This is a genomic window from Candidatus Thorarchaeota archaeon, from assembly GCA_021498125.1.
GTDB lineage: Archaea > Asgardarchaeota > Thorarchaeia > Thorarchaeales > Thorarchaeaceae > B65-G9.
Map to the genome: position 1 here is coordinate 869175 of JAIZWL010000001.1, position 23953 is coordinate 893127.

Genomic DNA, 23953 nt, shown 5'->3' on the forward strand with positions numbered 1-23953 from the left:
TTTGTCGAACGGAGTCCGGTTAACTCTTGAGCAAGAAGAAGCAAAATTTGCGTTAGAATGTATCGAGAAAGTAAAAGACAATATATTGGAGATTACAAGTAGTGAAAGAGTACAAATAAAATCATACCCCAGTGATTATCATCGATTTGCCAAGCGTCTTCCAGCTATGATTCTCAATAATGGACTAGGACCTACATTAGCGTTCATTAAAGCATCATCAGAAAAAGAGAATGACTCTAGCAAGGCAGCAGCTGCGATTTATTCCCATTTTACCCATTGGCTATGTAAATCAAGGCAGGTCTATCCCGAGGATAAAGATCTTCTCAAGAGCATTGTAAGCACCGAGATGTATACCTATTTTGAAGCACAAGATCTTGCACTTAGATTGGCAACATGGTTGTCTCGACTTGCTGATGCGTATCTTCCTAAGGAGTGATAAGAATGAAACATTTCGCAATTTACGAGTCAAAAAAAGTTTCAGAATTAATAGAATCCCCCGGAGGAAAAATAATAAATAATGCGGGTCTTTTCTTTGAAAGATATCCCTTGCTCTGGACATATAACGATTCTATTAGTGATTCTGATAAACCAGAAAAGACACATGATTCACTATCTAATAAATTCTTTAAACAGGTTATGTGGGCATTACGACATGCTGAGATTCATGACCAGTTGCGTATTTACCATAACCGGATTTCGACCATGGTACATACAATAGGTGGTCACTCGTTTGAACTGACGACAAGAAGCCGATTTGTTACAGGTCTGGGTGCAACACATCCTTCAGAAACAGGTTTTAGGTGGGATCATAATCTTGGAATCCCTGTTATCCCTTCATCATCGATTAAGGGAGTGTTACGGACTTGGTACAGGGACTATTCTCACGATTCAGATATTCTCGAGTGGCTTGGACCTGAACATAGTCCTGGAAACGATTCATCATCTGCGGGAAGTCTCATAATATTTGATGCAATTCCTCGAATCGAAAAGAAACGGTCAATCTTGAATTTGGATATTATGAATCCACATTATAGTAAGTATTACTCAAATCCTGAGAAGAATCCACCTGCTGACTATTATTCACCAGTACCCATTTTCTTCTTGACTGTTGCTCCTAATACAAGGTTTTCGTTTCATATAGCGCCTCGTCCGAATTGCGCTGTCGATTTAGGCAAGGTCGAGTCTACAATTCACGAAGCATTAGAGACAATCGGTATTGGTGCAAAGACATCTGTTGGATATGGTCAGTTTATATCCCGGTAAGGAGTTATCGACTATGGTAGGAGTAAAACGTATACGTCGTCGTGATTCGGATTCAGCAAAGCCCGAAAGGAATCACAGTTATGAAATAGACCCTTCCCAACTTGAAGCCTCTATTTTGGCCTATAGAAACCTACCAGAAGTCGATAGTGATCAAGCCTGTTACCACTTGATGAAACGAGTATCAGTAGGTCTCGCGGATATCTCCCGATACCTTGAACACTCGATTAAAAGTTATGAGTATTCAAGCCTATTCATTCTTGTTCAACAATTGAATACTAGAGTTGGAGATCATATTCTAAAGAACTATCCCAATGCCCGCTGGTGTAAAATTATCAAAACCGTTCCAAAAGGAAAAAAGAAGGCTCAATCTGTTCTACGTAGAGGTAAAACTTTACTCAGTCCTACTGAAGTGCCTGACGTTGAACCGTATATGGAAAAATTACCTTCGTCTGCACCTGATGAAGTAATTAATATTGTCCGAAATCAGGGCAATGATGAAAATGGATTTTTGGGATACCCTGTTGAAGTTTTAGATCTCCGATTCAATGCCCTTCTTTTATCTTCTGCACCTAATACTCGAAGACGTAATGAAAAATTCTGGGTCTGCTATATTCCTTCAGCATATTCATTGCGTAGATATCGTGATGCGGTCAATAATTTAATACACTCGCCAACAAACAATTTACGTCCACTTCTTAACTTATTTGAACGACGTGCATATGCTCAGTGGCCAGACTTCAAGCTAGTCAGAATCAACGATTGGCTATTTCTCACAGATCCAGATATTGGATCTGAAAATCCTTTTGAAGACTACGAAGACGATTGGGATTATCTGGACGATGGCTATCATGATGAACGGAGTTCTACGAGTGAGGCTCGAAATCCGTCAACATCTGATCAACGGAGATTTGTTCGGCTTGCACTGAGTACGCCAGATTTTGGATTGCTATGGGGTCCACCAGGTTCAGGTAAGACCTACACCATCATGGAGCTAATTTTTCAGGCTGTAAAACGTGGTTGGCGTGTTTTGTTCTGCGCCTCTACTCATGTTGCTATTGATCAAGCGCTTGAACGCTTACTTGCTAACAAAGATGCAATGAAATATATTGTACCTCTACGGATTGGAGATTCTGAAAAAATCAGTGATTCCATTAGAGAATATAAACTTGCACGAATTAGTTCCAAGTATCGCCAAGAAATAATGGATGATCTCCGCAAACAGCCCTCATTAACAGTTTCTCAGGAGAGATGGTTAAGTGCTCTCGGTTCCAAAGATGGAAATTATTGGATGGAACGTACTCTACTAGATTCTGCTAATCTCATTTGTGGGACAACCGTTGGGATTCTTCAGCATCCCGAAATTCGTAGAGGCGATTGGTTTGCACACAAACCAATGTTTGATTTACTGATAATTGATGAAGCTAGCAAGACCACATTTCATGAATTCCTCATTCCTGCTCACTTTGCTAAACGTTGGATTCTTTGTGGGGATCCTCGTCAGCTTTCTCCGTTTGTAGACGATAATAGCATCCAAATGTCAATTAAATCTCTGATTAGAGACGATTGGAAGCGTGAATGCTGTTATGACGTTTTCAAGGCGATCACTTATGAGAAAACGCAAATAGTTGTAATTAGTGATGATGAAGAGGTAAAGGCGGGGTATCTGACTCAGGTCGAGGCAAAAAATGATTCAGCCGAAAACCAAATAATATCTATTATTAACATTACTGAGGAACCAAAAAATAATGATGAATGGTTAAAGATTCTTGGTTCTCAGATTATTATTTGCAGCATAGATTTAGCACCAATTCTTGGTCGATATCTTCCAGGATCTGTAGATATCATTCGTGGAAACCCCAAACTTTTGGGATCGAAATTCATGGCTAGATATGAATACATGCAGCAAAGCGGAATGTCAAGGGAAATTGATGATACGTGGGACACTCTATTATCACGATATATGGGTTTTGAATTCTACACAAGAAACACTAAGGACGGATCTTTTGAGAACTATAGAGCAAAGAAAGAATTGCTATTGCCCGAATTTGATGGCAATTCGGATGAAGATTTAGATGATGACGACATCAGTAAAAAAACACGTCAACAGTTTGAGCGCAAGTTGGATCGAATTAGAATATGTGCGTATCCTAGTGTATTGGAACTACTGATTGAAGGATTTCGTCCTGAAAGTGAGTATGATAGCACATTGAATAAGGGATTTCCTAACGATGTTAAAAAAAGGAGATTAATAAAATTAAAGTACCAGTTTCGTATGCATCCTGAAATATCAGCATTTCCCCGTAAACAAATATATGATTCGAGTCAACTTCGTGATTCACCGGATATTTCTCAGAGGCGAAAGTGGAGCTATCCCGGCTACAGTTCAAGGGCACAATGGGTTGAAGTCAATGGGATTTGGAGTGACGACGTTAACAATGAAGAGATCTCGCAATTATTATCTGAACTTTCCAAGTTTGTAAGATGGACCTCAGACAATCCGCGTGATGATGGGCGAAAGTGGGAGGTGGCGATTCTATCATTTTATTCTAATCAGGTACATGCAATACTCGAGCGTATTATTAATGATTCAAAACTGAATCAAGAGGGTGCCACTGCTTTTTCAACAAAAAATGTTCATGTATTAGTGGGGACTGTGGATAGCATTCAAGGTAGAGAGGCAGATATTGTGTTCATTAGTTTTGTGCGTAACGGAACACGTGGTGTTGGATTTATTGAGAATCCCAACAGATTGAATGTTGCATTGACGAGAGCGAGATATCAACTCGTACTGATTGGGAATCGGACTTACTTTTCGAAACAAAAGCGATCTGCACTACTGAGAGAATTATCTAAACTGGAATCCGATTTGACTTATGGGGCTGATTAGAACGATGGCGAGTAAATCAATACAATTCAAGAGAAAAATCACTATAGAAAAATGGAGCGTCAATTTAACACTCAAAGAGTATGTTGATAATCCGATCTGGTTAGCAATTCTCGAATTAGCATATGAACATAAGCGGCATGTTACTCCGGCTATTTTGCATACCCAACTGTTGAAACGAAAGCTTCCCATAAAATCTGCTAAGCTGCTTATTGAACGTCTTGTCGAATTAGGGCTCTTGGACAACAAATATAAATTAACGGAAGAAGGACTCGAAACGTACGAGTCCAAGAGAATCCCGGATCCGCAAACAGGAACATATACTATCAAATTTGCAAGAGATTCCCTTCTCCCTCAAATTATTGTGGACTGCGAAGGACCATTCCCACCACGCTTTGACAAACGACGGATTAATAAAACACAAATTACTACGGATGAAATAGATACGTTGTTGTTTGATACCATCGGGAAGACAATAATTGTGGGTGCGTCCTCAAAGCCTATCCAAATTATGGAGGTTAAAGAAAGAGGAACTAAACTCGATACTGAATATGCAACCCTTCAGCTGATGTATTATCCGGACAAGTCGCCAGAATTATTGTTAATTCAATCTGATTCAAAAGGTATCAACATGCCAATACCCAAGAAACTGGCCTCGCTAAAATTTAAAGAAATTTGTAATATAGTTTATTCACAAATCAATGGCTGGGATAGAAAGACCGAAAAAGTGTTAGTACCATTCAAAGGCCTCGAACCATCAGAACGACGAACGTTTAGAAAGAGATTCACTATCAAAAGGCCTACTATACCAGACTATGGGACATTTAATAGCGTTTTAACTCCGCCTCTAAATATCGAGCCTCAATCATCAGCGGATGCCCAAGAATGGATTGATTGGTATATTGAAGATCAGTTGCCACCAACATATCTTCGTAGTCAAACCTATGCGAAGTTCATTACAAAAGTAAAACACACTTTTCCGACACGTTATGATGTTACAATACCAGATCGTCATACTCTGGCGAGAAAATTGATGAAAACTAACCGCACTAAAGGATGGTTGCTTCAAGCACCCATTGATCTATTGTTGAGGTGAATTAAATGACTCTGCCATTTGAAAAGAAATTTACATACCATGTTGACAATAGTGACAAGACTGTAACCTCAGCATGGTTCGGACGTGAAGTAAAGTCTTGGGAAATTGATTTGCAGTCACGGGTACTTATGGGTGGGAAGAGCGGTGGATCTCTAAAACGAAAAGTTTTGGAAATTATAACCAAGTCTAAAGAAGTCATTGCACTCTGCTCATTTATTCTGGGTGACAAGGAAATCATTGATGCATTAATGGATGCTGCTGGTCGAGATGTACGTGTATATATTTTGACTGCATCAGAGCAAAGACTACGACAATCCATGTCTAACGATCCTGATGACTTACAGGAACGAATGAGAAAAGAGCACGAATCTATGTTGGATTTGCTTGCTGGAACCGTCTTGCTTAGAGATGCAGAAACACATGCCAAATTCATTATTTCTGATTCAAAGACCGACAATCGTATGGGTGTTCTTTCTACAGCCAATTTTACAACTGAGGCCTTTGAACATCCCGAGTTAGGAGTGGTTCTAAACAATGCAGAAATATCCCATCTCTACAAGATTTTTGTTTCTGCTTGGTGGACTTTAGCAGAGCATGAACTACTTGGTAAAAAACGTTTGAATAACATCCGACCTATTGTGCCCCCTATTGATGATGATGTAGACAGATTGATTTCTCAAATTGGTTCCTTTAGGATAACATTTCCCCACCGCAAGACTTCCCTGCGTGAAGAAATCATACGACTGATTCGAGAGAGTGCTACAACTATTTACATTTCAACCTACGGAATCTCAGACGATGACGATGAAGTATATACACAGCTTGAAGATGCTCTAGCATCGGGTAAATCAGTAAATCTTCTTATCCGACCTAGGGCAAAAACGACTCCGATTGTAGAACGGCTCGTACGTAAAGGCGCAGAAGTCAGAGGCCTAGACTGGTTGCATGCAAAAGTAGTTGTTTCGGATACGGTCAAAGGTGTGAATGCTCTGATAATGACCGCTAATCTTGAGAAAATTAGTTTGCAGGATGGATATGAGGTGGGTTTCATCCTGCCGAAACGTCATGCAGTTACACTCTTGAAGATTATAAAACATTGGTGGGATAATGCGAATTGGGACTACGCTCTATCAAGAAGGTATCGTGACTGCGTAGGAAAGTATATGATTTTTCATAATGGCCAACCTGAACAACGTACAATCAAAAAGAAGCGTGTCGTAGATCTTGGTGAAATTGCCCTAGCTGACCTTGCGGATTATTATTCGTTCAGACCTAATTTTCCTGAAACAAATGATGCCATTGCGGTGACGTATCAATGGAAGATTACTCCACCAATTCTACCCTCAATATGCAAGCCAATTACTGATTCTAAATATCCACATCTATCACTATGGGAGCGGAAAAAAGGGAAGTTGTACATTGCCATTAAATCAGAGAAGGAACTCAAAGAGGTGTTGAGTGTTGATCGTCCTCCAAATGCTAAAATTGTACTTCATACCGAGTAAAAGAAATATCCGCCAACTATTTGAACGGAATTATATTATATGTTAAGTTGTTTGTTAATCTAACGTAAAATCTGTACTTATTTAACAGGTATGATGAATCATTGATTACTCGGTAGTTGAATTGTTCATTCGGGTAGCATGTGTCCGTGGGGGATATAACAATAATTCTATGGTGACTAACGGTTGAGCACAATTGCCATCCGACTCAACCATCCACTATCGTCCTTGTTTCTAGTTGATAGCCGAAGACTTTCAGTATCCCAGCTCTCACCTTTTTTCCCCTGCCAAATCCCTTCGATAACAATCCATTGAGATTTACTCCACCGTAGTCTGATGACTCCCATTTGAACTGCAAGAACATATAGTAAATCACAGAGGTCGTTCCAATGTGCACTGAATCTTTGATTAGTAAGTTGTTGCCGATCCAATCGAACCGCCATTATCTCTTGGTTAACACATTTGCTCACAAAGTCTGTGTCCTCACTAATTGCAAGAATATCGATTCTATTTTGTTGTGAATGGCGTGCAAGGGCATTGATAATTTTATCATCTGAAACGGCAGAGGTTATCCTTACACACCTTGGACTTGCTCTCATCTTTTTTGATTCAACATCCCCGAGTCGGAAAATTCTGTCCTTTGTCGCAAGCTGGTTCGTGAAATTTCTAAAATTATACCAATCTACTGAAAACAGTTTTTGCAAATCTACAATATCCCTATTTCGATATTTTCTATCGTATTTTTTTATCTCATCTATTATCCCTGTTGTAATAATGTATCTGGCTCCACCAGTTCTAAGTAATTGTTTTTTACTTTTTATAGATCGTTCGAGAATGCTATAGTATCGCCGATTCAATGCAACTGTGTCAAAGGCAATCCAACAAGGTTTTTCTCCACTATAGACATCTCTTGAAAGAGCCTCTTCTACCTTCTTTAGCAGTTTATCCCATCCTTGTGGATTGACTACTCCTGATGAAAACAAAGCCTCAGTAACCTTTGCATGTTTAAATTCGTATTTTTGAGCGTTTTTTGTAAAGTCCTCAGGTGATACTGTTTTTATTATTTCCGCAGTTGGTTTGTTGCGTGAAATCTTTATTTCAAAAAGTGGTGCAATACTAAACGGAGTATCAATCTTGAATTCTATGACTTCATTAGATGCCATCCAATTCAATATAGCTATTAATTTTGGAGCCGCCAACTGTACATACTTCATGTTGTGACCCCCCTCTTAAAGTCAACAAGCTTCACGAATGCTTCGGGGATTAGAGGATAGTCTCGATTTGTATATGCATCGTCTAAAAGGTGAAGGTAAAATATCGACTCGACGTTTTCGGAAATTCCGACTTTGAGACCTATTGCTGAAGCAAATTTACGTCCGGGAGTAATATCAATGACGCGCGGTTTGTTTGAATGTGCATGTACCTCTTTCTGAAACTTTTCTGCAAAACCGCTGTAATCTATTTCGTTGCACACTTCAACACTCAGACGGATTGACAAATCATATGCTTCATTGAATTTCTCTAGCCACTTCTCAAAATTGGAGAACGCCAAGTCAAGTTGATCGATGATTCTTTGCTTTCCGCTTTCCGGAATCAATCTAAATAAAATAATCTTGTTTGGTTGCCAGTTGTATTTAAGGTATGCCGCCCATATTGTATTAAGAACCGCATGTGGACTTAATCCAATTGTAGTAAACCAATACCCCTCTGTCATAACCTTAACTCCTTTGTAATTAGCTATCTTTGAACCGTTATCCTTCAAAAAGATTTTGAGCTGTTTGGCCCTGTGTGAAAAGTCGATGAATGTGTATGAATCCTCTCGACCTGTATCACATGGTGCATTCGGATTCAAGACTCCACATACATAGTTTGCATTGATCCGTTCATGACTACAGACTTTTCACACAGATTCGTAGGTCTCGGAAAGCTTATCTGCTTTGGGGCCCATATCTTTCTTGGACGGCGGATGGACTTCATGCCGCTTGGTGGTAATAATATCCCACTTTGGCCGTGACTCGTGCACCGATCCGAATGTCCGTAAAATGAGGAGATTCGGCTCTCACCCAAGTGGTTCAGAGAGAGGTGTTAAAAGCGCGAGGTGTGGAGAAAGTCACGTTCATCAGATGTATGAATACGAGTCTAAGAGCCTTAAGGCACGATTCGTAGTCTATCCCCGTCCACCTTCTTCTATTAACGCTCGAAGTTTCCACTCTTGAGTATGAATACTTGTCGATCATCATTTCTGTCGTGAATCTTTTTTCGCGAGTCGTAAAAATCCATAACCTTAAAGCACATGAGATAAGTATGAAATGTAGGCAAGGCTGCCATTCAAACTGTCTACCTGTTACCTCTCTGGGGGCTACTGGGCGTGACTCTTTGTCTAAACAGCTCTGCTGATTCATACCACAGTGAACAACCATGAGTGAAGTTAGAGAGCCCGTTTTGGCTACTGTTTCAGAACTGAAACCGAGAATGAAAAATCTCACAGTATCGTTCAAAGTTATTGAGAAAGGTGAAGCCCGCGAGGTGGTCTCACGTAAGGATCAGAGCACCCATCGAGTGCTTGATGCAGTTGTCGGTGATGGGACCGCAATTGTTACAATGCCACTCTGGGATGATACCATTGACCAAGTTGAGAGCGAAAAGAGCTACAAGTTGGAGAATGGCTATACTACCCTCTTCCAAGGACACCTCCGATTGAATATTGGCAGATATGGTGTTCTCAGTGAGGCTGAGGAACCGATTGAGACCGTAAATACGGAACTTGATATGTCTGAACAGGAGCACGAGCGTCCTGAACGCCGCTATTACTCTGGAGGAAGACGTGATTCCTACGGTGGGTACGGTGGCGGTTCTCGCGGCGGTGACTATCGCGGTCGTGGCGGTCGAGATCGACGCGGCGGCAGGGACAGAGGCCGTGGAAGACGCTACTAGTTTATGAAATAATCGCCGGGATCGATATTTTCTCCGATCCCGGGGACTCTCCCTCCTTTTTCTATTCCATGTTATTTTTTGGTCTTGGACTCAAGTGCCTTGACCAGAATATCGACCACATCCAATGTTCCAAGTTGGATGCCTGCTAGTTCGGCTCCCGAACTAAGGTTGGTTTCACAGAATGGGCATGCTGTCGCGATAATATCCGCACCTGTTGCTTCAGCCTCTTTGACTCTGCTTGCAGCAATTCGTTTTGAGAGATCAGAGTCGTAGGAGCGAAGACCACCTCCCGCACCACAACACTTTGCTTTGTCGTGGTGTGTTTCCATCTCGACCAAAGTGACACCTGGAATTGCCGTGAGAATATCTCTTGGAGAGTCGTAAACGTTCATCTCACGACCGAGGTGGCAGGGGTCATGGTAGGTGATGGTCATCTCCTCGTCCATGTCTGTAGGTTGAAGTCTGCCCTGCTCAATGAGTTCTTTGGCGAGATCTACAACATGGACGACCTCGGGCATCTCTATCCCAAGTTCCTCATAGTCCTTCTTCAAGGTCTTGAAGCAACCCGCGCAGGAGACAATGATCCGTTGTACTCCGGCCTCTTTGAATCTCTTAGCGGCCTCTTGGGCATTCTCCACTGCCTTGTCCATTTTTCCGGTCCTCATCATGACCGATCCGCAGCATGGTTCATTCTCCATCACGGCGAAGTCTATGCCTGCGATGTGAAGGATACGTGCAGTGTTCCTTGCAACACGCGGATTCCGAAGGGCTGCTGTGCAACCTGCAAAATAGATGGTCTCACCAGTTGTCGGGATCGAAAAGTCAAGTTCTCTGGTCCATTCCCGTTTTTTGTCAGCAGGCTCATCATACGGATTGTCTTTCTCAAAGATATTGTCCGCCAACGAGTCCCTCACTTTGATAGGCACATCAAGAATCGCTCGAACTTGTTCAATGACTCTGTTAGGTTCGAACTCTGCGGGGCAGATCTGTGTACAGTTTCCACACAGGGTGCATTGGAATAACGCCTCCGCATTCTCGGCTGTCTTTTCGAGTCGTCCTTCTACGAGCGCCAATGCTACCATAATCTTGCCACGCATGGCATCGGTCTCAAATCCACTTGTATTCTCCCAGACGGGGCAAATCCCATTGAAGCCTTTTGCCTCATAGACCGCCTCTCGGCAGAGACCACAGCGGCGACACTGGAGCATCTCTTCATGAAGTTCATCGATGTCAATCTGTGCCATTATTCTTCGCCTCCTAGGATATGCGGATTCAGAATATTATTCGGATCCATCTCCTTTTTCATCCGCTTGACGAGATTGAGATAGTCTGTCATTTCAGGAACATCCTTGAACCAATACGGTGCGATCTTGAAGGGGACTGCCCCAACCTTGAACACCTGCTCGGCTAACCACGTATGCATTGCACGGACCTTCTCCTCGTCCTCTTTATCAGCCGGATCAAAATAGAGGTGAGGATAGAAGTTAAAGCTCGCATGTCCTGTTGCAAAGCCCGCTGTTTGTCCGAGTATTCCGAACTTATCGAGGCCTTCCCAGATTTTTTCTATGACATAATGCCAATGCATGGGGGTATGATGATGATACAATATTCTCCAATGCCAACCGTGAGCATACGACGCTCTAGCAAATGTTCTGAGTCGATCTTCCCACTCGCCTCTTGGGAACTCGGGAATATTAATCACAAAGCCATCAAGGTTCTCGCAAATCTCACGAGCCATTGCAGCATCGGACTGCATCACATCTTTCCGGACATGACCAATGATGAGCGAGACCGTATACGGCGGCCAGTCGTATTTGGGAATGCCATACTCTTCTCCAAGCATCTCCATAAAGAAATCAAGGATTTGCCCCTCGTATAATGATATGAAGAGCGTATTGACATCATTCTGTTTGAGTTCGTGAATAAAACGTTCGGCCTGTTCTGCGGTCTCAAAGCCATACGTGTTGTAATCAAAGAACTGCATTCGTTTGTATGTCTTGACGGAGATAGTGGTGATAATTCCAAACATTCCCAATGAACCAATGAAGAGTCCTGTGATATCGGGGCCAAACGAGTACCTGAGGTATGGTCCTGGGGCATTTGGGTTACCCTCTGCGCCTGTCTTGATAATCTCACCAGTTGGCAATACCACTGTCAATCCAAGGACCATCTCTGCAATGCTTCCGTATTTTGATGATCCGGGTCCTGCACCATTTACAACGACATTACCCGCCACTGTGCAGGCTAACGATGACTCGGGATAGACTGGGACCCAGAGGCCGTGCTGATTCAAGAATTTATCGAGTTGGCCGAACGTGACTCCTGCTCCTACTCGTACAGAACGCAGATCCTCAAAGAGGGTGATCTCTTTGAGTCTGAGAAGCTCGATCACAATGCCACCATATTTTGGGATGACCTCTCCCTGAAGGCTTGTACCCCCAGAGCGGGGTGTGACTGGGATCTTGTATCTGTTTGCAATCTTGACTATTGCTGCAACTTCTTCTGTCGAACCCGGTTTTACTACAAGATCGGGCATGGCCCCATCAAAGCCTGTTGAGGCTGACTGCGAATAGGTGAGCAAGACATCCTGTCGTGTTGAAACGTATTCCTCCCCTACGATTGCTGCAATCTCTTTTACGATTTTTTTGTCCAAGAGTGTTTCCCCCTCTACCTCAGAATATCTTTCGGATCTTCATGAGGTCGGATGCTGACCCCTTAATTTTGAGTTTCCGCTTCAGTAGCGCAGCAGCAGCGCTCATCTCTTCCAGAAACAATTTTCTGACAGTTTCTGCGTCGCTCTCGATCTTCATATCATACTGGTCAGGTTCTCCTGGGACCACTTCTATATTTGGCCCATCAACACTGATCGTGAATTTTCGGCCATCTTTCAATGAGAGCAATGCAACACGTTTCCAGCCCTCAAGGGCCTTCTTAGTGTCCTCACGTTCTAGGCCGACCGCAATTCTCTGTTTCATCAACGTCAATAGTTCTTCAGGCATATCTTATCATCTCGTAATTGATTGCCTACAGATAATGCGGTATTTTTTGTTTTCGGTGGCTCTTGAAATTGCATTTTGTGTTCATTCAGTGTGCATTCGAATGTGTTTTTTGATGGATCCTTGAACCTATTGTGATCTTACTATGCCTACTGTTCTCTCTCACACGATATGGAACTATGAAACTGACTAATATTCCTAAAATATTGTTTTGATTTATGGATTGACCGAGAGCGCATCACATTGCGCGAATATTTAGAAATCCTGTCCGGTCTCCGCATTTTTTCCATTGGGCATGAGCTCAGCAGGGGGCTCCTCGTTTGTCTTTGCAATATATGCAAGTCTTGCGCATTCGGAGAGTTTTGGTCCCATGCAATAAAGTTCCTTTAGTTTCCCTATGGTTGTTGGTGCTTTGTCAAGGTATTTTTTCAGAAACGCGCAGGTTGGTAATTTTTCACATTCTGTCATGTCGCATCCGTCCGAAATACAAAGGGATGTTACCGATAGCAATAATGTATGTGTTACTACGGCATATAATTTCTTTTTGGGACTAATATTGTCATTGGCTTTCTACTTTACCATGTTAATTTGGCACGATTTTGAGCAGTGAGTCGGAAGGCAAGCTACATAAGGCTACAAAATTTATGAGTCGTTGATTGCCTTGCCCGACGAGACCGTCAAGACTCAAGAACTTCCGCCAGACGCCCTTGATCGTAGCCAGTTTGCATGGAGCCGTAGTGATGAGACCAAAGAGGCACTATTGGTCATGCTCTCGCATCATCCTCCCTCAATGTACGGCCACTGTCTACGTGTATCCTTTCATGGGCATTCTCTCTATCTCTGCGGCCGTTGTACTGGGATCTATGGCGGAATGGGCCTTGGGATCTTGACTATTCTCTTTGGTCATATCTCTCTAGAGCCTTCATGGCTCTGGTTTCTATTGGCTGTTGCACTTGGTCTGACCACTGTGATCGAATGGATGACACAACGTATGACTCCACGAAAGACTACACTTCATCTGCGATTTGTGAGCGGACTCATGAGTGGGATTGGTCTGGCCATTGTGTTTATGCTCTCCAATATGTTCTATATGCTCGTCACTTTGGCGATCATGGGGGTCTCGATCGGTACAGTGAGTCTTTTCGAGGCAAGAAAAGGTAACGCCCGTGCCGAAGACGAAGAAGTCGAGGATGATAGCTGACATTTCGTTTCTTTGCAGGCAAACAGTTAAAGACACCTTACCATTTGAACTATCAAGTGACCACCATGATTCCAGTCGCAAAACCAATCATCGGTGATGAAGAGCTCGAGGCAGTACGAAAGGTTCTCGAATCCGGATACCTTGCAGAAGGAAAGGTTTCACGAGAACTCGAAGCGAAGTTTTCAGAATACATCGGTACAAAGTATGCTACTGTGACTACCAACGGTACAACCGCACTGTTTACGGCATTAGATGCGATGGGTATCCGCCCCGGTGATGAAGTGATCACTACGCCCTTCACATTTATTGCATCCGCCAATACGATCACTCAGCTAGGTGCGATTCCGATCTTTGTCGATGTGGACCCCGAGACCTACAACATTGACCCTGATCTCATCGAGCAGGCTATAACTGAGAAGACCAAGGCAATTATGCCCGTCCATATCTTTGGTAATCCCGCTGATATGAAGCGTATCATGGAAATTGCAGAGGCCCACGATTTGTCAGTGTTAGAGGACGCTTGTCAGGCGCATGGCGCTACGATCGATGGTAAGAAGGTTGGTTCTTTTGGACATGCTGCTGCATTCTCTTTCTACGCAACTAAGAATATGATGACTGGCGAGGGTGGAATGATTGTTACCGATGATGAGGACCTGATCGAGCGTGCCAAGTCCATTAAGAACCATGGGCGGGGCGTGCATGGAGGCTACAGTCATTTCCGGATAGGTTACAACTTTCGTATGCTGGATATTGTATCTGCGATTGGTATAGTGCAGCTCAAGAGATTACCTGGGATCGTCAAGGCACAACAACGGAATGGTGTATTGTACAATGAGGCACTGGCCGAGATTGATGCTCTCAAACCTCAAGCCATGTATCCTGGCGCAAAATCCGCATATCACGTCTATGCGCCTCGCCTCTATTCGGATAAAGTAGGTCGAGATGAGATCATTGCGATTCTCAAACAGCATAATATTGGGTCACGAAGCGTCTATGCAGTCCCCTGTCACAAGCAGGGAACATATGCGAATATTCAGGAGTGGTCATGGGCCAAGTTTGTCAAATATCCTGATTATTCATCTATGTCCTTTCCCATTGCTGAGGATATTGGGGATCGTCACTTCCAGCTCCCATCACATTCTCAGGTATCCGAAGAGGATGTTAAGTTCGTAGTTGAGACGATCCGTTCAATTTTCCAATAATCTATCAAACGGGGAGCGACACGGCTCTATTTCGCTCCCCCTTACTATTGTTGGTCGTTGTTCTGTTCATAGCCAATACAAACATATTCTGCAATTGCTATTTATCATTCATCATGAATGTCATCATCAAACAGAGACGCAGTGGTTCGGTCAATGAAATAAAAAAACGGTTTGACCGTGCAAAACGGGAAAAGCGAGACCTCGACTTTCAGACTGGCCGTATACCACGTGATGTGCTAAGCAAGCTCCTGATTGTCTGTGGGCAGGTCTCTCCTGATGATGTAGCAGCATATCGCAAAAAGGCCTCTGAGATCAAAGCGGATTTTGTTTTCTGCAAGTCGCGTTCTTGGAAGGAGACCCGTTCTGTAATTCGCGAGCATTATGAATTTGGCAAGCATAAGGGCGTTCTGCTCATTGGTGATGGGAACCAACTCCCTTCGCGGCAATTGACCTTCAAAGAAGAGCATGGGTACACAGATTGGTTTCTGCAGGACATGAATGACGATCTCCAGCCGGACGTTCCCATAGGTCGAGTATACGGTTCTCGGGAAGTAGTGTTGTATCATCTCGACCCTCCTATTATTGACAGTAATATTGCAGTCATCTTTGATACTGAACCGGATCGTAGCAGCCGTCATGTGGTGGCTCTGCATAAGCTCGGGTTTGATGTTGAGGTCTTAGAAAAGTATCATCCTGAAGATACTAACCTTCTTGCATCGAGTGAGTTCATACTTCAATTCTCTGATGGTCTCTATACTCGTCGAATTCATGGTAATCCGGAGGCATGGCTCTCTCAGAATTCTGTTGTACTCTCTCATTCCTACGTGCGTAAGATCAGCTTCAAAGGCTATCCTGTCGTCTTCTCGGAGGCATGTAGCACGGCAAACTCGGGGCCTCTTCTTCGCGCATTTCTTGACAAAGGGGCTTGCTATATTGGTTCCCCATTTGAGACCGTTAATAACATCAAACCTTGTGGTAACTGGCGTGAATGTGCAGCGGCAGACGGTTGGAAGTTTGGCTTTCTCGATCTTCTTGACTCGTATGATACGATTGGCGAAGTAAAGATGAATGTAGATATCAATCTCTTCATCAACTTGGAAGACAAGGTGGTTGCGGAGATCAGGCGTCTAGCCGAGGACATTGAGTCTGCGATTCAAAGTGATGAGGCATTGAGTATTGTTGAGTGGAACCTCTTTGGAAATCCTTTACGGACCTCTACACGTGGGCCACATGCTGACTATGTGCCTGGCCGCATCTATGTTGATACGTGAGATCTCAGCGGAGCCTTGTGCCGCGAATAAACATGCCAATGATTCCGCCAATGAATCCTACTCCTGCGAGAAGAAGCGAGGCCACAACGATCTCAACAAGACCGCTCTGGAGGGACGTGGTCATTGATACGTACGTAAAGAGCGCAATATATGCTCCCAGTGCACCAAAGGCCCCGCTCATCGGTGATTGTTTTTTATGTCCGAGTAGAAATCCAACTACTGTTCCAGCCAGTATTGGCGTGAGAAAATACATCATGAAATAGAGGCCAATGTTAAGAAATGCACACGCGACGGTCAGGCCTATAAATCGACCCCAATGCGGATTTTGGATTCGGAGTTCAATGCCACTCAGTGTGACCACCATAGGGTTCTCAGGTGTACACGATATAACTCTGATGTTACGATACGATGCCTATTGGTCGAGTCATTTCAGTGCCTTTTGGAGTCAGTTCCATACTGCTTTTATTGAATGACCGATGTTCAACTTCTAATGACAATCCGCCTGAAGCCTCCCCCTCACTATAGCCTCCTCGACTCAATTCATTCATGGATTTTTCCTGATATCCAGCCTGTTCCTGAGATGACCGATGGCTCTCACTTTTTTAGGATTGTCACGATTGAGGACGAGTATGTCCCTTTGCGCATTAGTCAGTGCACGTCAGGAGCCGCGTTGATGGTGGACTATTCATCTGAAACCACCACGCCAAAAGAAGTCCGCGAAAAAGTGCAAACCATACTAAGCCTGAAATTGGACATGTCTTCCGTACATGATATCATACAGCACGACCCCTCTCTTTCTACCATCGAGGAGCGCATTCAAGGGGTCCGTCCTTATCTTTCAGATACCCCCTTTGAAGCGCTCATCAAGTCAATATTGCAACAGCAGATCTCTTACCGGTCAGCCAACAATCTTACGAAACGACTTGTGCTTGCAGCGAACATTACTGCCTCTCTTGATGATGTTACCGTCTATCACTTTCCCCCGGCAGCGACCATTATCTCTATGGGCCCTGAACAGCTGCGATCACTTGGCCTAGGGTACAAGGTCTCATATGTTCTCGACATTAGTAATCTGATTCAGTCTGGGACTCTCGATATTGACAGTCTCAAGGGAAGACCATATTCGGAGGTCCGTGAGGTGTTGCTGCCGTTGAGGGGGATTGGCGATTGGACCGTTCAGGCTACTGCTATTGCGGGCCTTGGTGACTTTTCGATCTTTCCCTATTCCGATCTTGGAATAAGAAACCTGCTTGGTAGACTGTATAACAGTGGTGAGCGAATGGCAACAGCGGAGGTTCAGCGCAAGGCTGAGGAATGGGGTGAGGCTGGCCCTCTTGTCCTATACCTTCTTATGTGTGCTGATGTATTGAACCTAATCCCGGCCAGTAGGCACCGCAAGTCAGAAAACGCATAAAAGGGAAGGATAAGAGCTAAGGTTGCTTGGAGGATTAGACATTGACCAGAACGAGCCGAAAAAACTCGAAAATCTACCGCATCTGGTCCATGTTCCTTAAGGAGCTGCGTCTGATCCAGAACGACAAGTTTGCTCTTTTGATGATCTTCGTTCTCCCCGGAATGATCATGGGGACTACTTGGGTCGCTATTAATCAGGGGAAGGCCACTACGGTCAGTGCAAGCGGTAAGAGTGAGGACGCAATAGTCCTTGGAGTTGTCGATCTCGATACTACTGATACGTTTCCCGGACAAGATCTCTCTGCTAATTTTACATGGTATCTCTCACAGTGTCCCGACTTAATTGTGGTCCAATATGCCACAGAGGACGAGGCCTTAGAAGCTCTATACCGTGATCAAATAGACAGCTATGCCGTCATCAGGTATGGCTTTGAGGGAAACATCACAAATGATATTCCCGCCTTTGTTGACATACATATCAGCAGTACGAACTTCCAGTCACAATCAACGATTTTCTCTGCGTTCTCGGATGTTGTAAAAGAGTTCCGAGCCGATCATGGCTGGGTCAAGGGCGAGGTCGAAAATCGTATTGTGCGTGAGTTCCAACCAGTTGGTGACTATACTGCAGCGACCTTCGGTGTATTCCTCTTGGTCTTCGCAGTGTTCATCGCGGTTGCTGCAACTGCGGCTCAGGCAATTGTAGGTGATGTTCCTTTGAGCCGGATGCTTCTTACTCCGGCCACGAAGATGGAGGCAATCATCTCAAAATGGCTTGCTTATTCGGTCCTTGGTGTCATACAATCGCAGTTTCTTCTGATCCTCTGGGAGGGGCTTTTTGGAATTGTACCTAATACTGATTATCTGACCCTGAATGTGATACTGGCGTTAATGTCCATCTCGGGTTCGGCTCTGGGTATTCTGATCTCTACTGTGGTGACAACAAGGCTCCAAGCCAATCAGTCTTTTCTCTTCCTGCTCTTTGGCTCGATGATCTTCGGAACTGGTTTTATCGATGTTGGAATAATTGAAGATATATTTCCACTGAACATTGGTCGCAAGATGATTATCGATACAGCCTTCAAGGGTGTTGCTCTGGGTTTGTATCTGAACCAAATCATATTAATTCTAGAGATTACTGCAGCATTGTTAATCATCTCATGGTTTATTTTCAGTCGGCGACGTGTTCTCGCATAGGTCCCTATACAAGGTCAAAGGTCTTAAGCAATGATGTGTACGACTATTCACTCCATTTGGAGGAACTATCATGAGCGTAGTAAAAGTAGTTGAACTCATTGGAGAGTCTCCCACCAGCTGGGAGGAAGCCGTGTCGAACGCCCTCGCAGTGGCATCTAAGAGCATCCGCGGTATTGTCGGAATTGATGTGGATCACTTCACAGCCAAGGTTGTTGACAATAAGATCGTGGCCTTCAGGGCGAATATCAAACTTGCATTCAAATACGAGGCTTAAGACACATCCCTTCATCATATAGTTGGAATGGGGGATGTTCCCCCATCTTTTTTTAAAACCCGAAAAATGCCAAGACAACAATCATTGAGTTATTGATGCCATGAGCAATCGATGGAGCTAATAGCGAGTATTTTTGCTTCTGTGCAAGAGAGCCTAATATTAATCCGAGGACAAATCGCACCGCAAGGCCTGAGAGATCAAGGTGTATTGCTGCAAAGATGAACGAGGCCATTACCAATGCCCACATTCTATATTCTTTCTTGTGGTTGTGATAATAGATCTCTAGACGGCGTTGGAGGAACCCTCTAAAGAGTATCTCCTCTGTGGGGCCCACAACGATCATCATCAACACGACTAAGGCAACAACTTCCAGTACTGATTCTGGGTGGAACATTGAGGAATCATCAGGAGTAGGGACTCCTGGGACTTGATAGAGTAGCCAAGACAAGATGTAGTTCAGGCCGATCATGAATATGCCTGCCATCAGACCGATTGCAAGCTCTTTCATTGGAAAATTTGTCTTGAATCCTATGGAATTGAGTGGTAACCTCCGTTTCTTAATATAATATATGGGTGGTACTACAAGTAAGAGTTCACTCACACTCAGTAAGGCAGCAGCAACGGGTGCAATTTTGGCCGAACCTGTGTAGATATTTATCTCTACGAGACCGAATGGTATCATTAGCAGTAATATAGGAATCGTGACAACAACCATTAAGCCGAGCCCTAACATGACATAACCGACAATCTTGAACGCCTGTCTTGTAGTGATAATTGATTCTAGATTTTCGCCCGGCACATAGATGTCTATGGTTTCAGAATATTCAAGTTCATCATAGTTCGGATCCCACAATACCAATCAATGTCACCCAAGTTTAAATTTAATGAATTGATGATAAGCATTTGGCTGTACGCGACAGGTATGCGTTTTTCGTATATGCTTTATGCTTATATGGCGTATTGGTATTATTGGTGAATCACTATGGTTGATTCTGAATGGGAACCATCTTCGAAAAGAGGTACGGCAGTTCTCGTTCTCACTATCATAGTGATCTCCAGTTTCATTACATTATTGGCTGTTGGCCCAAGTCGTATTTTTGGTCCCAAGGTTCGAGTGGCGGTCATTGATTCAGGTATTAATCCTGAGGGTGAGCTTGCCGGACGCATTATTGCCGAAAAGAGTTTCATCTCTGAAGGCTATGGATACTCGTTATCCGACAATTCCACACGTGACAGCTCTCCGCATGGTACACCACATGGTACCTATGTGGCCCGGACCATTATAGTTTCATCCCCAAGCTCGATCATAGTCAATGCAAAAGTCGTGACCTCTAAGAACGAGGCTACTGAGACCGCAATTGCCGACGCAATACGCTGGACCGTTGAAGAGGAGGACTGCTCGGTGATTAATCTCAGTCTTGGTGGGATTGCGACACTGGATGATCCTGTTGCCGAGGCTGTACGATGGGCCTTTGCTCGTGGTGTTGTGATCATTGCTGCAGCAGGTAATGGTGGTGCAGGCGGTGTGGCAGGGTCTTCAGTTGAGAGTCCTGCAATGCTCCTTGAGGCTATAGCTGTCGCAGCCGTTAATGAGGAAGGCGATCCATACGATTTCTCTGCGCGTGGTCCTCTACGGAATGGGACTGCTAAACCGGATATATCCGCCTATGGGTTCTATGCTGACAATAATGGTGTTGTATATGGTACCAGTTTTGCAGCTCCTCGTGTCAGTGCAGCAGCTGCGGAAATTATCTCCTATTGTCTTACCAAAAAATGGCGTTGGAGCCCGGGCATGGTCAAGGCTCTCTTGCTGTCAAGTGCCAGTCATCTGTCCCATAAATTCTACGAAGTGGGGTCCGGTCTATTAGATCTGGAGAAGGCGAAGTTGCGGCTAGAAAATGTGCCTCGTGATGAGAATCTTCCACTTGTTGCATGGATGACCCCCAAGACAGGGCCTTGGGATTTTGAGCGTTGGTTTGTCAATACTACTTCCCTCGTTTCGTTCTCCATCTTTTCCAGCGATGCTAGGATGTGGAGATGCATACTTAGCGGGAGTGCTTCTCACTGGGCGGGGATCCCGGAATATGTGAATGTGAATCAGACCGCATCATTTACCGTTCGAATTCATATCATGTCAAATGAGTCTATTACTGGATTACGTCTGCTGGTCGAGCTTGAGGCTTCTCCTTATGGGCATGTATATAGTCGAATTGATTTTGATGTTGACACGCCGATTGCGCGAGTGGCCTTTGATATCAGTCATACCAACTGGGCCATTGATTCGATTTATGGGCAATTCCGAGAATTCTATGTGCTGACCACAGATCTGGGCGTTGCTGTGGAAGAGATCCGGGACCCCTCAGACATTACCACTTCGTATCTGGCTCAATTCGATGCCCTCTTTATTATTGATGCCTGTTCACGTACTACGCGGGTCCAAAATGGGACCTATGTTTCGGAATTATATCGAAGGTTTTCACGGTCCGAGATCAATGCCATAATTGATTTCTGGGACTCCGGCGGAAACATATTCATTGCCGGATTGAGTAATCGTTCCATCCACCTTGAGGCCATCAATGTCCTTTTGACCCAGTTCAATATGTCCTTTCAGTATGATCACATTCCCTCGATCTCTATTGTTGTCAATGGTGTCCCCTCCACCGAGCTAGTGACCGATATCTTGCCACATGTGATGACTCAAGGTGTTGATGATTTTGACTATTATGGGTGTTCTATCAACATCTTTGGTGCTGCCAAACCGATTGCACAGACTCAAGTATCTATTATGAACGGTCTTGGTAATCAGGTACAGTTTAATCGGACGCTCATCGCTGCTACAGAGAACAGTGCTGGTGGGCGAATGGTGGTCAGTGGAAGTAATTTCTTTATTGATAACTGGGGCATATTAGGCCATTATAAATCCGCTCACGATGCGAAGTTGGCACGGCAGATAGTCATGTGGCTCGTGGGTGTTCTCAACTAGACCAGCAATGGAGCGATCTTTTCAACAGCACTTTTTGCAGCATAGACAAGCAACCCAGCACGTAGTGTCTTTTTGGCTGAGAGAATTAAGATTGCCTTTTCCCCTGCGCTCTTGAGGATTATCTGACCATTCTCATTAGTTAGTAAGACCTCTTCCAACTGTCCTTGGTCCATTCTCTCAGCTGCAAGATCCGCAACCCCCAGAATTGAGGCAGCCATTGCAGCGATTTCAACCTCCTCCATCACTTCAGGAACAGCAGAGGCGATAGGTAGTCCTTCTTTTGAGAGAAGCATCCAAGCCTTAATTTTGCCTTCTGCTAACTCTGTAGACTCCTCTAGAATATCTTGAACCTTTACTCTGATGTCCTCGATATCTGCATTCATCATTGTGGCTGCGTCCATGCAATTGACTCAGTAGCAGATGGTATATGCGCATTATTAAACTTTAGTTGGCTGAGTAAAAAACAATGTTGGATGTGTTAGAATGGTCGAATATGTGGATTTGTCCCTTGGTGTCGAAGAGCGTCCTGGCCGATCATGGAAAGCAGCAGTCCGGGTGCTCGGGGTCGCAGAGAGCTTTCAAAAGACCGATACACAGAGCATTGTTACGGGAGTGGTGATGCGGGGTGACCTTCAGATAGACGGTTTCGGTCTATGTAGACCATTAGTTGGTGGTTTCGACTCCACAGAACAATTACAATTCATGTTCGATCGTATCAACAGAAAAGATATCCGAGTATGGATACTTGGAGGCTCGATCATCTCGTGGTTTAATATCGTTGACCTGCACGAATTGTATGAGATCACGGGCATTCCTGTGATCAGTGTGACGTACTCCGAGTCTGCTGGCATCTCCGACTACTTGCGTGAATACTTTCCAGACGATTGGCAGCAGCGTGAGCAGATCATTGCAAAGAATGGGTCAAGGTCCATGCTCACATTGGATACTGGCCACAGTATATTTGTTAATAATGTGGGCTTACAGCTCTCTGAGGCTCTCCAATTACTCAACATGTTTACCCTTGAAGGGAAGATTTGCGAGCCTGTACGAGTCGCACGCCTGATCGCTGCTTCTATCAGGAAGAATCTTCCGTTACTATGAATCGTACTTGTTCACTCGTTCGCTATGTGATTCCATTAGCCTTTGAGCCAATGTGATCGCAGCCTCAATTCTAAGGGCCCGGAGGCGTTTAATTCCCGATCTGAAAAACTCCTCTAGTCGCGTAGGATCCACTCCCTGCTCTTCGATGGTTCGTGCATGAAGGAGCATATCAAGGATATCCGCTGACCTGACTATCCTGGCCTCTATGGTCTCACACTTACAAAACTCATCCCACAAGTCAAGGACTACCGTTTCCCGTGACGGGTGAGTAAATATTTCATGTATTATTTTGTCTTCCAATTTGGCTTTGGCATCGTGAAGATCTTTCCACGCCTCATTGTTCTCCTTGTGAGGAAGGTCTGAAGTGACAGCCTCTGGTAGGTCATGGATGATTGCCATGCCCAAGACCCGTTCAATATTGATCTGTTCATGTGAAGTGATGGTCTCGTTTGCAATGATGAGCGCGATGTATGCTGTGCCCCACGAATGGGCTGCAACGGTCTCGGGCGTACTTGATACAATTCCTGCCAGAATCCATCCGGTTCTTGGGATGTTCTTTATGATCTCGCCAAGAGATAAAATTTCGTAAATGTCATCATGCGACATAAACAGTCCTCATTAAGAGGGAGGAGGAGGTGT

General features: G+C 44.2%; 24 protein-coding genes. 14 read left to right on the forward strand and 10 right to left on the reverse strand.

Annotation, left to right across the window (positions count from 1 at the left end):
* Position 1 precedes the first annotated feature (1 nt).
* Genes cmr5 through K9W43_04320 form a run of 5 tightly spaced genes read left to right on the forward strand, consistent with a single transcriptional unit; the run spans position 2 to position 6748 of the window.
* A complete protein-coding gene (gene cmr5, locus K9W43_04300; protein MCF2136443.1) occupies positions 2–436 on the forward strand; it encodes a type III-B CRISPR module-associated protein Cmr5 in 435 nt (144 codons plus the stop codon).
* A 5-nt stretch (positions 437–441) separates the two neighbouring features.
* Positions 442–1263 (forward strand): type III-B CRISPR module RAMP protein Cmr6, encoded by an 822-nt coding sequence (cmr6, locus tag K9W43_04305; protein ID MCF2136444.1) that lies wholly within the window; start codon positions 442–444, stop codon positions 1261–1263.
* A gap of 13 nt (positions 1264–1276) precedes the next feature.
* Positions 1277–4150 (forward strand): AAA domain-containing protein, encoded by a 2874-nt coding sequence (locus K9W43_04310; GenBank protein ID MCF2136445.1) that lies wholly within the window; start codon positions 1277–1279, stop codon positions 4148–4150.
* A 4-nt stretch (positions 4151–4154) separates the two neighbouring features.
* Entirely contained in the window at positions 4155–5243 is a 1089-nt protein-coding gene (locus tag K9W43_04315) for a hypothetical protein (GenBank protein ID MCF2136446.1), read from the forward strand.
* Between the two features lie 5 nt (positions 5244–5248).
* On the forward strand, positions 5249–6748 hold the full coding sequence (locus tag K9W43_04320) for a phospholipase D-like domain-containing protein (protein MCF2136447.1): 1500 nt from the start codon (positions 5249–5251) through the stop codon (positions 6746–6748).
* Positions 6749–6924: 176 nt separating this feature from the next.
* On the opposite strand, the gene K9W43_04325 is transcribed toward K9W43_04320, so the two are convergent.
* Together K9W43_04325 and K9W43_04330 are read right to left on the reverse strand one after the other, a co-directional pair.
* Positions 6925–7959, reverse strand: a complete 1035-nt coding sequence (locus K9W43_04325) for a hypothetical protein (protein ID MCF2136448.1) — start codon at positions 7957–7959, stop codon at positions 6925–6927.
* The gene (locus K9W43_04330; protein MCF2136449.1) at positions 7956–8597 is read right to left on the reverse strand and encodes a hypothetical protein; all 642 of its coding nucleotides are present in this window, start codon (positions 8595–8597) and stop codon (positions 7956–7958) included. Before K9W43_04330 ends, K9W43_04325 begins: the two co-directional genes overlap by 4 nt.
* Positions 8598–9163: 566 nt before the next feature.
* Between K9W43_04330 and K9W43_04335 the strand changes: the two genes are divergently transcribed.
* Positions 9164–9679 carry a single-stranded DNA-binding protein gene (locus K9W43_04335; protein ID MCF2136450.1) on the forward strand — a complete coding sequence of 172 codons (516 nt, stop codon included), beginning with the start codon at positions 9164–9166 and terminating at the stop codon, positions 9677–9679.
* A gap of 71 nt (positions 9680–9750) precedes the next feature.
* Here the strand turns inward: K9W43_04335 and K9W43_04340 are convergent, their stop codons facing one another.
* From K9W43_04340 to K9W43_04355, 4 genes are all read right to left on the reverse strand, one after another.
* Positions 9751–10923 (reverse strand): (Fe-S)-binding protein, encoded by a 1173-nt coding sequence (locus K9W43_04340; protein ID MCF2136451.1) that lies wholly within the window; start codon positions 10921–10923, stop codon positions 9751–9753.
* Positions 10923–12332: an FAD-binding oxidoreductase gene (locus K9W43_04345; GenBank protein MCF2136452.1), complete on the reverse strand. Its 1410-nt coding sequence runs from the start codon at positions 12330–12332 to the stop codon at positions 10923–10925. Before K9W43_04345 ends, K9W43_04340 begins: the two co-directional genes overlap by 1 nt.
* Positions 12333–12351: 19 nt before the next feature.
* Positions 12352–12678 (reverse strand): SCP2 sterol-binding domain-containing protein, encoded by a 327-nt coding sequence (locus K9W43_04350; GenBank protein MCF2136453.1) that lies wholly within the window; start codon positions 12676–12678, stop codon positions 12352–12354.
* Between the two features lie 252 nt (positions 12679–12930).
* Positions 12931–13143: a hypothetical protein gene (locus tag K9W43_04355; GenBank protein MCF2136454.1), complete on the reverse strand. Its 213-nt coding sequence runs from the start codon at positions 13141–13143 to the stop codon at positions 12931–12933.
* 193 nt (positions 13144–13336) lie between these two features.
* Here K9W43_04355 and K9W43_04360 point away from each other — a divergent pair, with 193 nt between their 5' ends.
* The 3 genes from K9W43_04360 to K9W43_04370 all read left to right on the forward strand — a co-directional run bounded on the left by K9W43_04360 (position 13337) and on the right by K9W43_04370 (position 16349).
* Positions 13337–13876, forward strand: a complete 540-nt coding sequence (locus K9W43_04360; GenBank protein MCF2136455.1) for a DUF2085 domain-containing protein — start codon at positions 13337–13339, stop codon at positions 13874–13876.
* 65 nt (positions 13877–13941) lie between these two features.
* The gene (locus K9W43_04365) at positions 13942–15078 is read left to right on the forward strand and encodes a DegT/DnrJ/EryC1/StrS aminotransferase family protein (protein MCF2136456.1); all 1137 of its coding nucleotides are present in this window, start codon (positions 13942–13944) and stop codon (positions 15076–15078) included.
* Positions 15079–15191: 113 nt separating this feature from the next.
* The gene (locus K9W43_04370) at positions 15192–16349 is read left to right on the forward strand and encodes a C25 family cysteine peptidase (protein MCF2136457.1); all 1158 of its coding nucleotides are present in this window, start codon (positions 15192–15194) and stop codon (positions 16347–16349) included.
* 4 nt (positions 16350–16353) lie between these two features.
* Here K9W43_04370 and K9W43_04375 read toward each other — a convergent pair whose 3' ends face one another.
* Positions 16354–16713: a hypothetical protein gene (locus tag K9W43_04375; protein MCF2136458.1), complete on the reverse strand. Its 360-nt coding sequence runs from the start codon at positions 16711–16713 to the stop codon at positions 16354–16356.
* A 105-nt stretch (positions 16714–16818) separates the two neighbouring features.
* On the opposite strand from K9W43_04375, the gene K9W43_04380 reads away from it, so the two are divergent.
* The 3 genes from K9W43_04380 to K9W43_04390 all read left to right on the forward strand — a co-directional run bounded on the left by K9W43_04380 (position 16819) and on the right by K9W43_04390 (position 19230).
* Positions 16819–17763: a hypothetical protein gene (locus tag K9W43_04380; protein MCF2136459.1), complete on the forward strand. Its 945-nt coding sequence runs from the start codon at positions 16819–16821 to the stop codon at positions 17761–17763.
* Positions 17764–17804: 41 nt separating this feature from the next.
* Entirely contained in the window at positions 17805–18956 is a 1152-nt protein-coding gene (locus K9W43_04385; protein ID MCF2136460.1) for an ABC transporter permease, read from the forward strand.
* A 70-nt stretch (positions 18957–19026) separates the two neighbouring features.
* Positions 19027–19230 carry a dodecin family protein gene (locus K9W43_04390; protein ID MCF2136461.1) on the forward strand — a complete coding sequence of 68 codons (204 nt, stop codon included), beginning with the start codon at positions 19027–19029 and terminating at the stop codon, positions 19228–19230.
* A 52-nt stretch (positions 19231–19282) separates the two neighbouring features.
* Here the strand turns inward: K9W43_04390 and K9W43_04395 are convergent, their stop codons facing one another.
* On the reverse strand, positions 19283–20089 hold the full coding sequence (locus K9W43_04395; protein MCF2136462.1) for a CPBP family intramembrane metalloprotease: 807 nt from the start codon (positions 20087–20089) through the stop codon (positions 19283–19285).
* 123 nt (positions 20090–20212) lie between these two features.
* On the opposite strand from K9W43_04395, the gene K9W43_04400 reads away from it, so the two are divergent.
* Positions 20213–22213, forward strand: coding sequence for a S8 family peptidase (locus tag K9W43_04400; protein MCF2136463.1), 2001 nt, complete (start codon positions 20213–20215; stop codon positions 22211–22213).
* Here K9W43_04400 and K9W43_04405 read toward each other — a convergent pair.
* The gene (locus tag K9W43_04405; GenBank protein ID MCF2136464.1) at positions 22210–22614 is read right to left on the reverse strand and encodes a roadblock/LC7 domain-containing protein; all 405 of its coding nucleotides are present in this window, start codon (positions 22612–22614) and stop codon (positions 22210–22212) included. The two genes, K9W43_04400 and K9W43_04405, sit on opposite strands and share 4 nt — an antisense overlap.
* An 82-nt stretch (positions 22615–22696) precedes the next feature.
* On the opposite strand from K9W43_04405, the gene K9W43_04410 reads away from it, so the two are divergent.
* Entirely contained in the window at positions 22697–23314 is a 618-nt protein-coding gene (locus tag K9W43_04410) for a DUF99 family protein (protein MCF2136465.1), read from the forward strand.
* Here the strand turns inward: K9W43_04410 and K9W43_04415 are convergent.
* A complete protein-coding gene (locus K9W43_04415) occupies positions 23309–23920 on the reverse strand; it encodes an HD family hydrolase (GenBank protein ID MCF2136466.1) in 612 nt (203 codons plus the stop codon). The two genes, K9W43_04410 and K9W43_04415, sit on opposite strands and share 6 nt — an antisense overlap.
* Between the last annotated feature and the right edge of the window lie 33 nt (positions 23921–23953).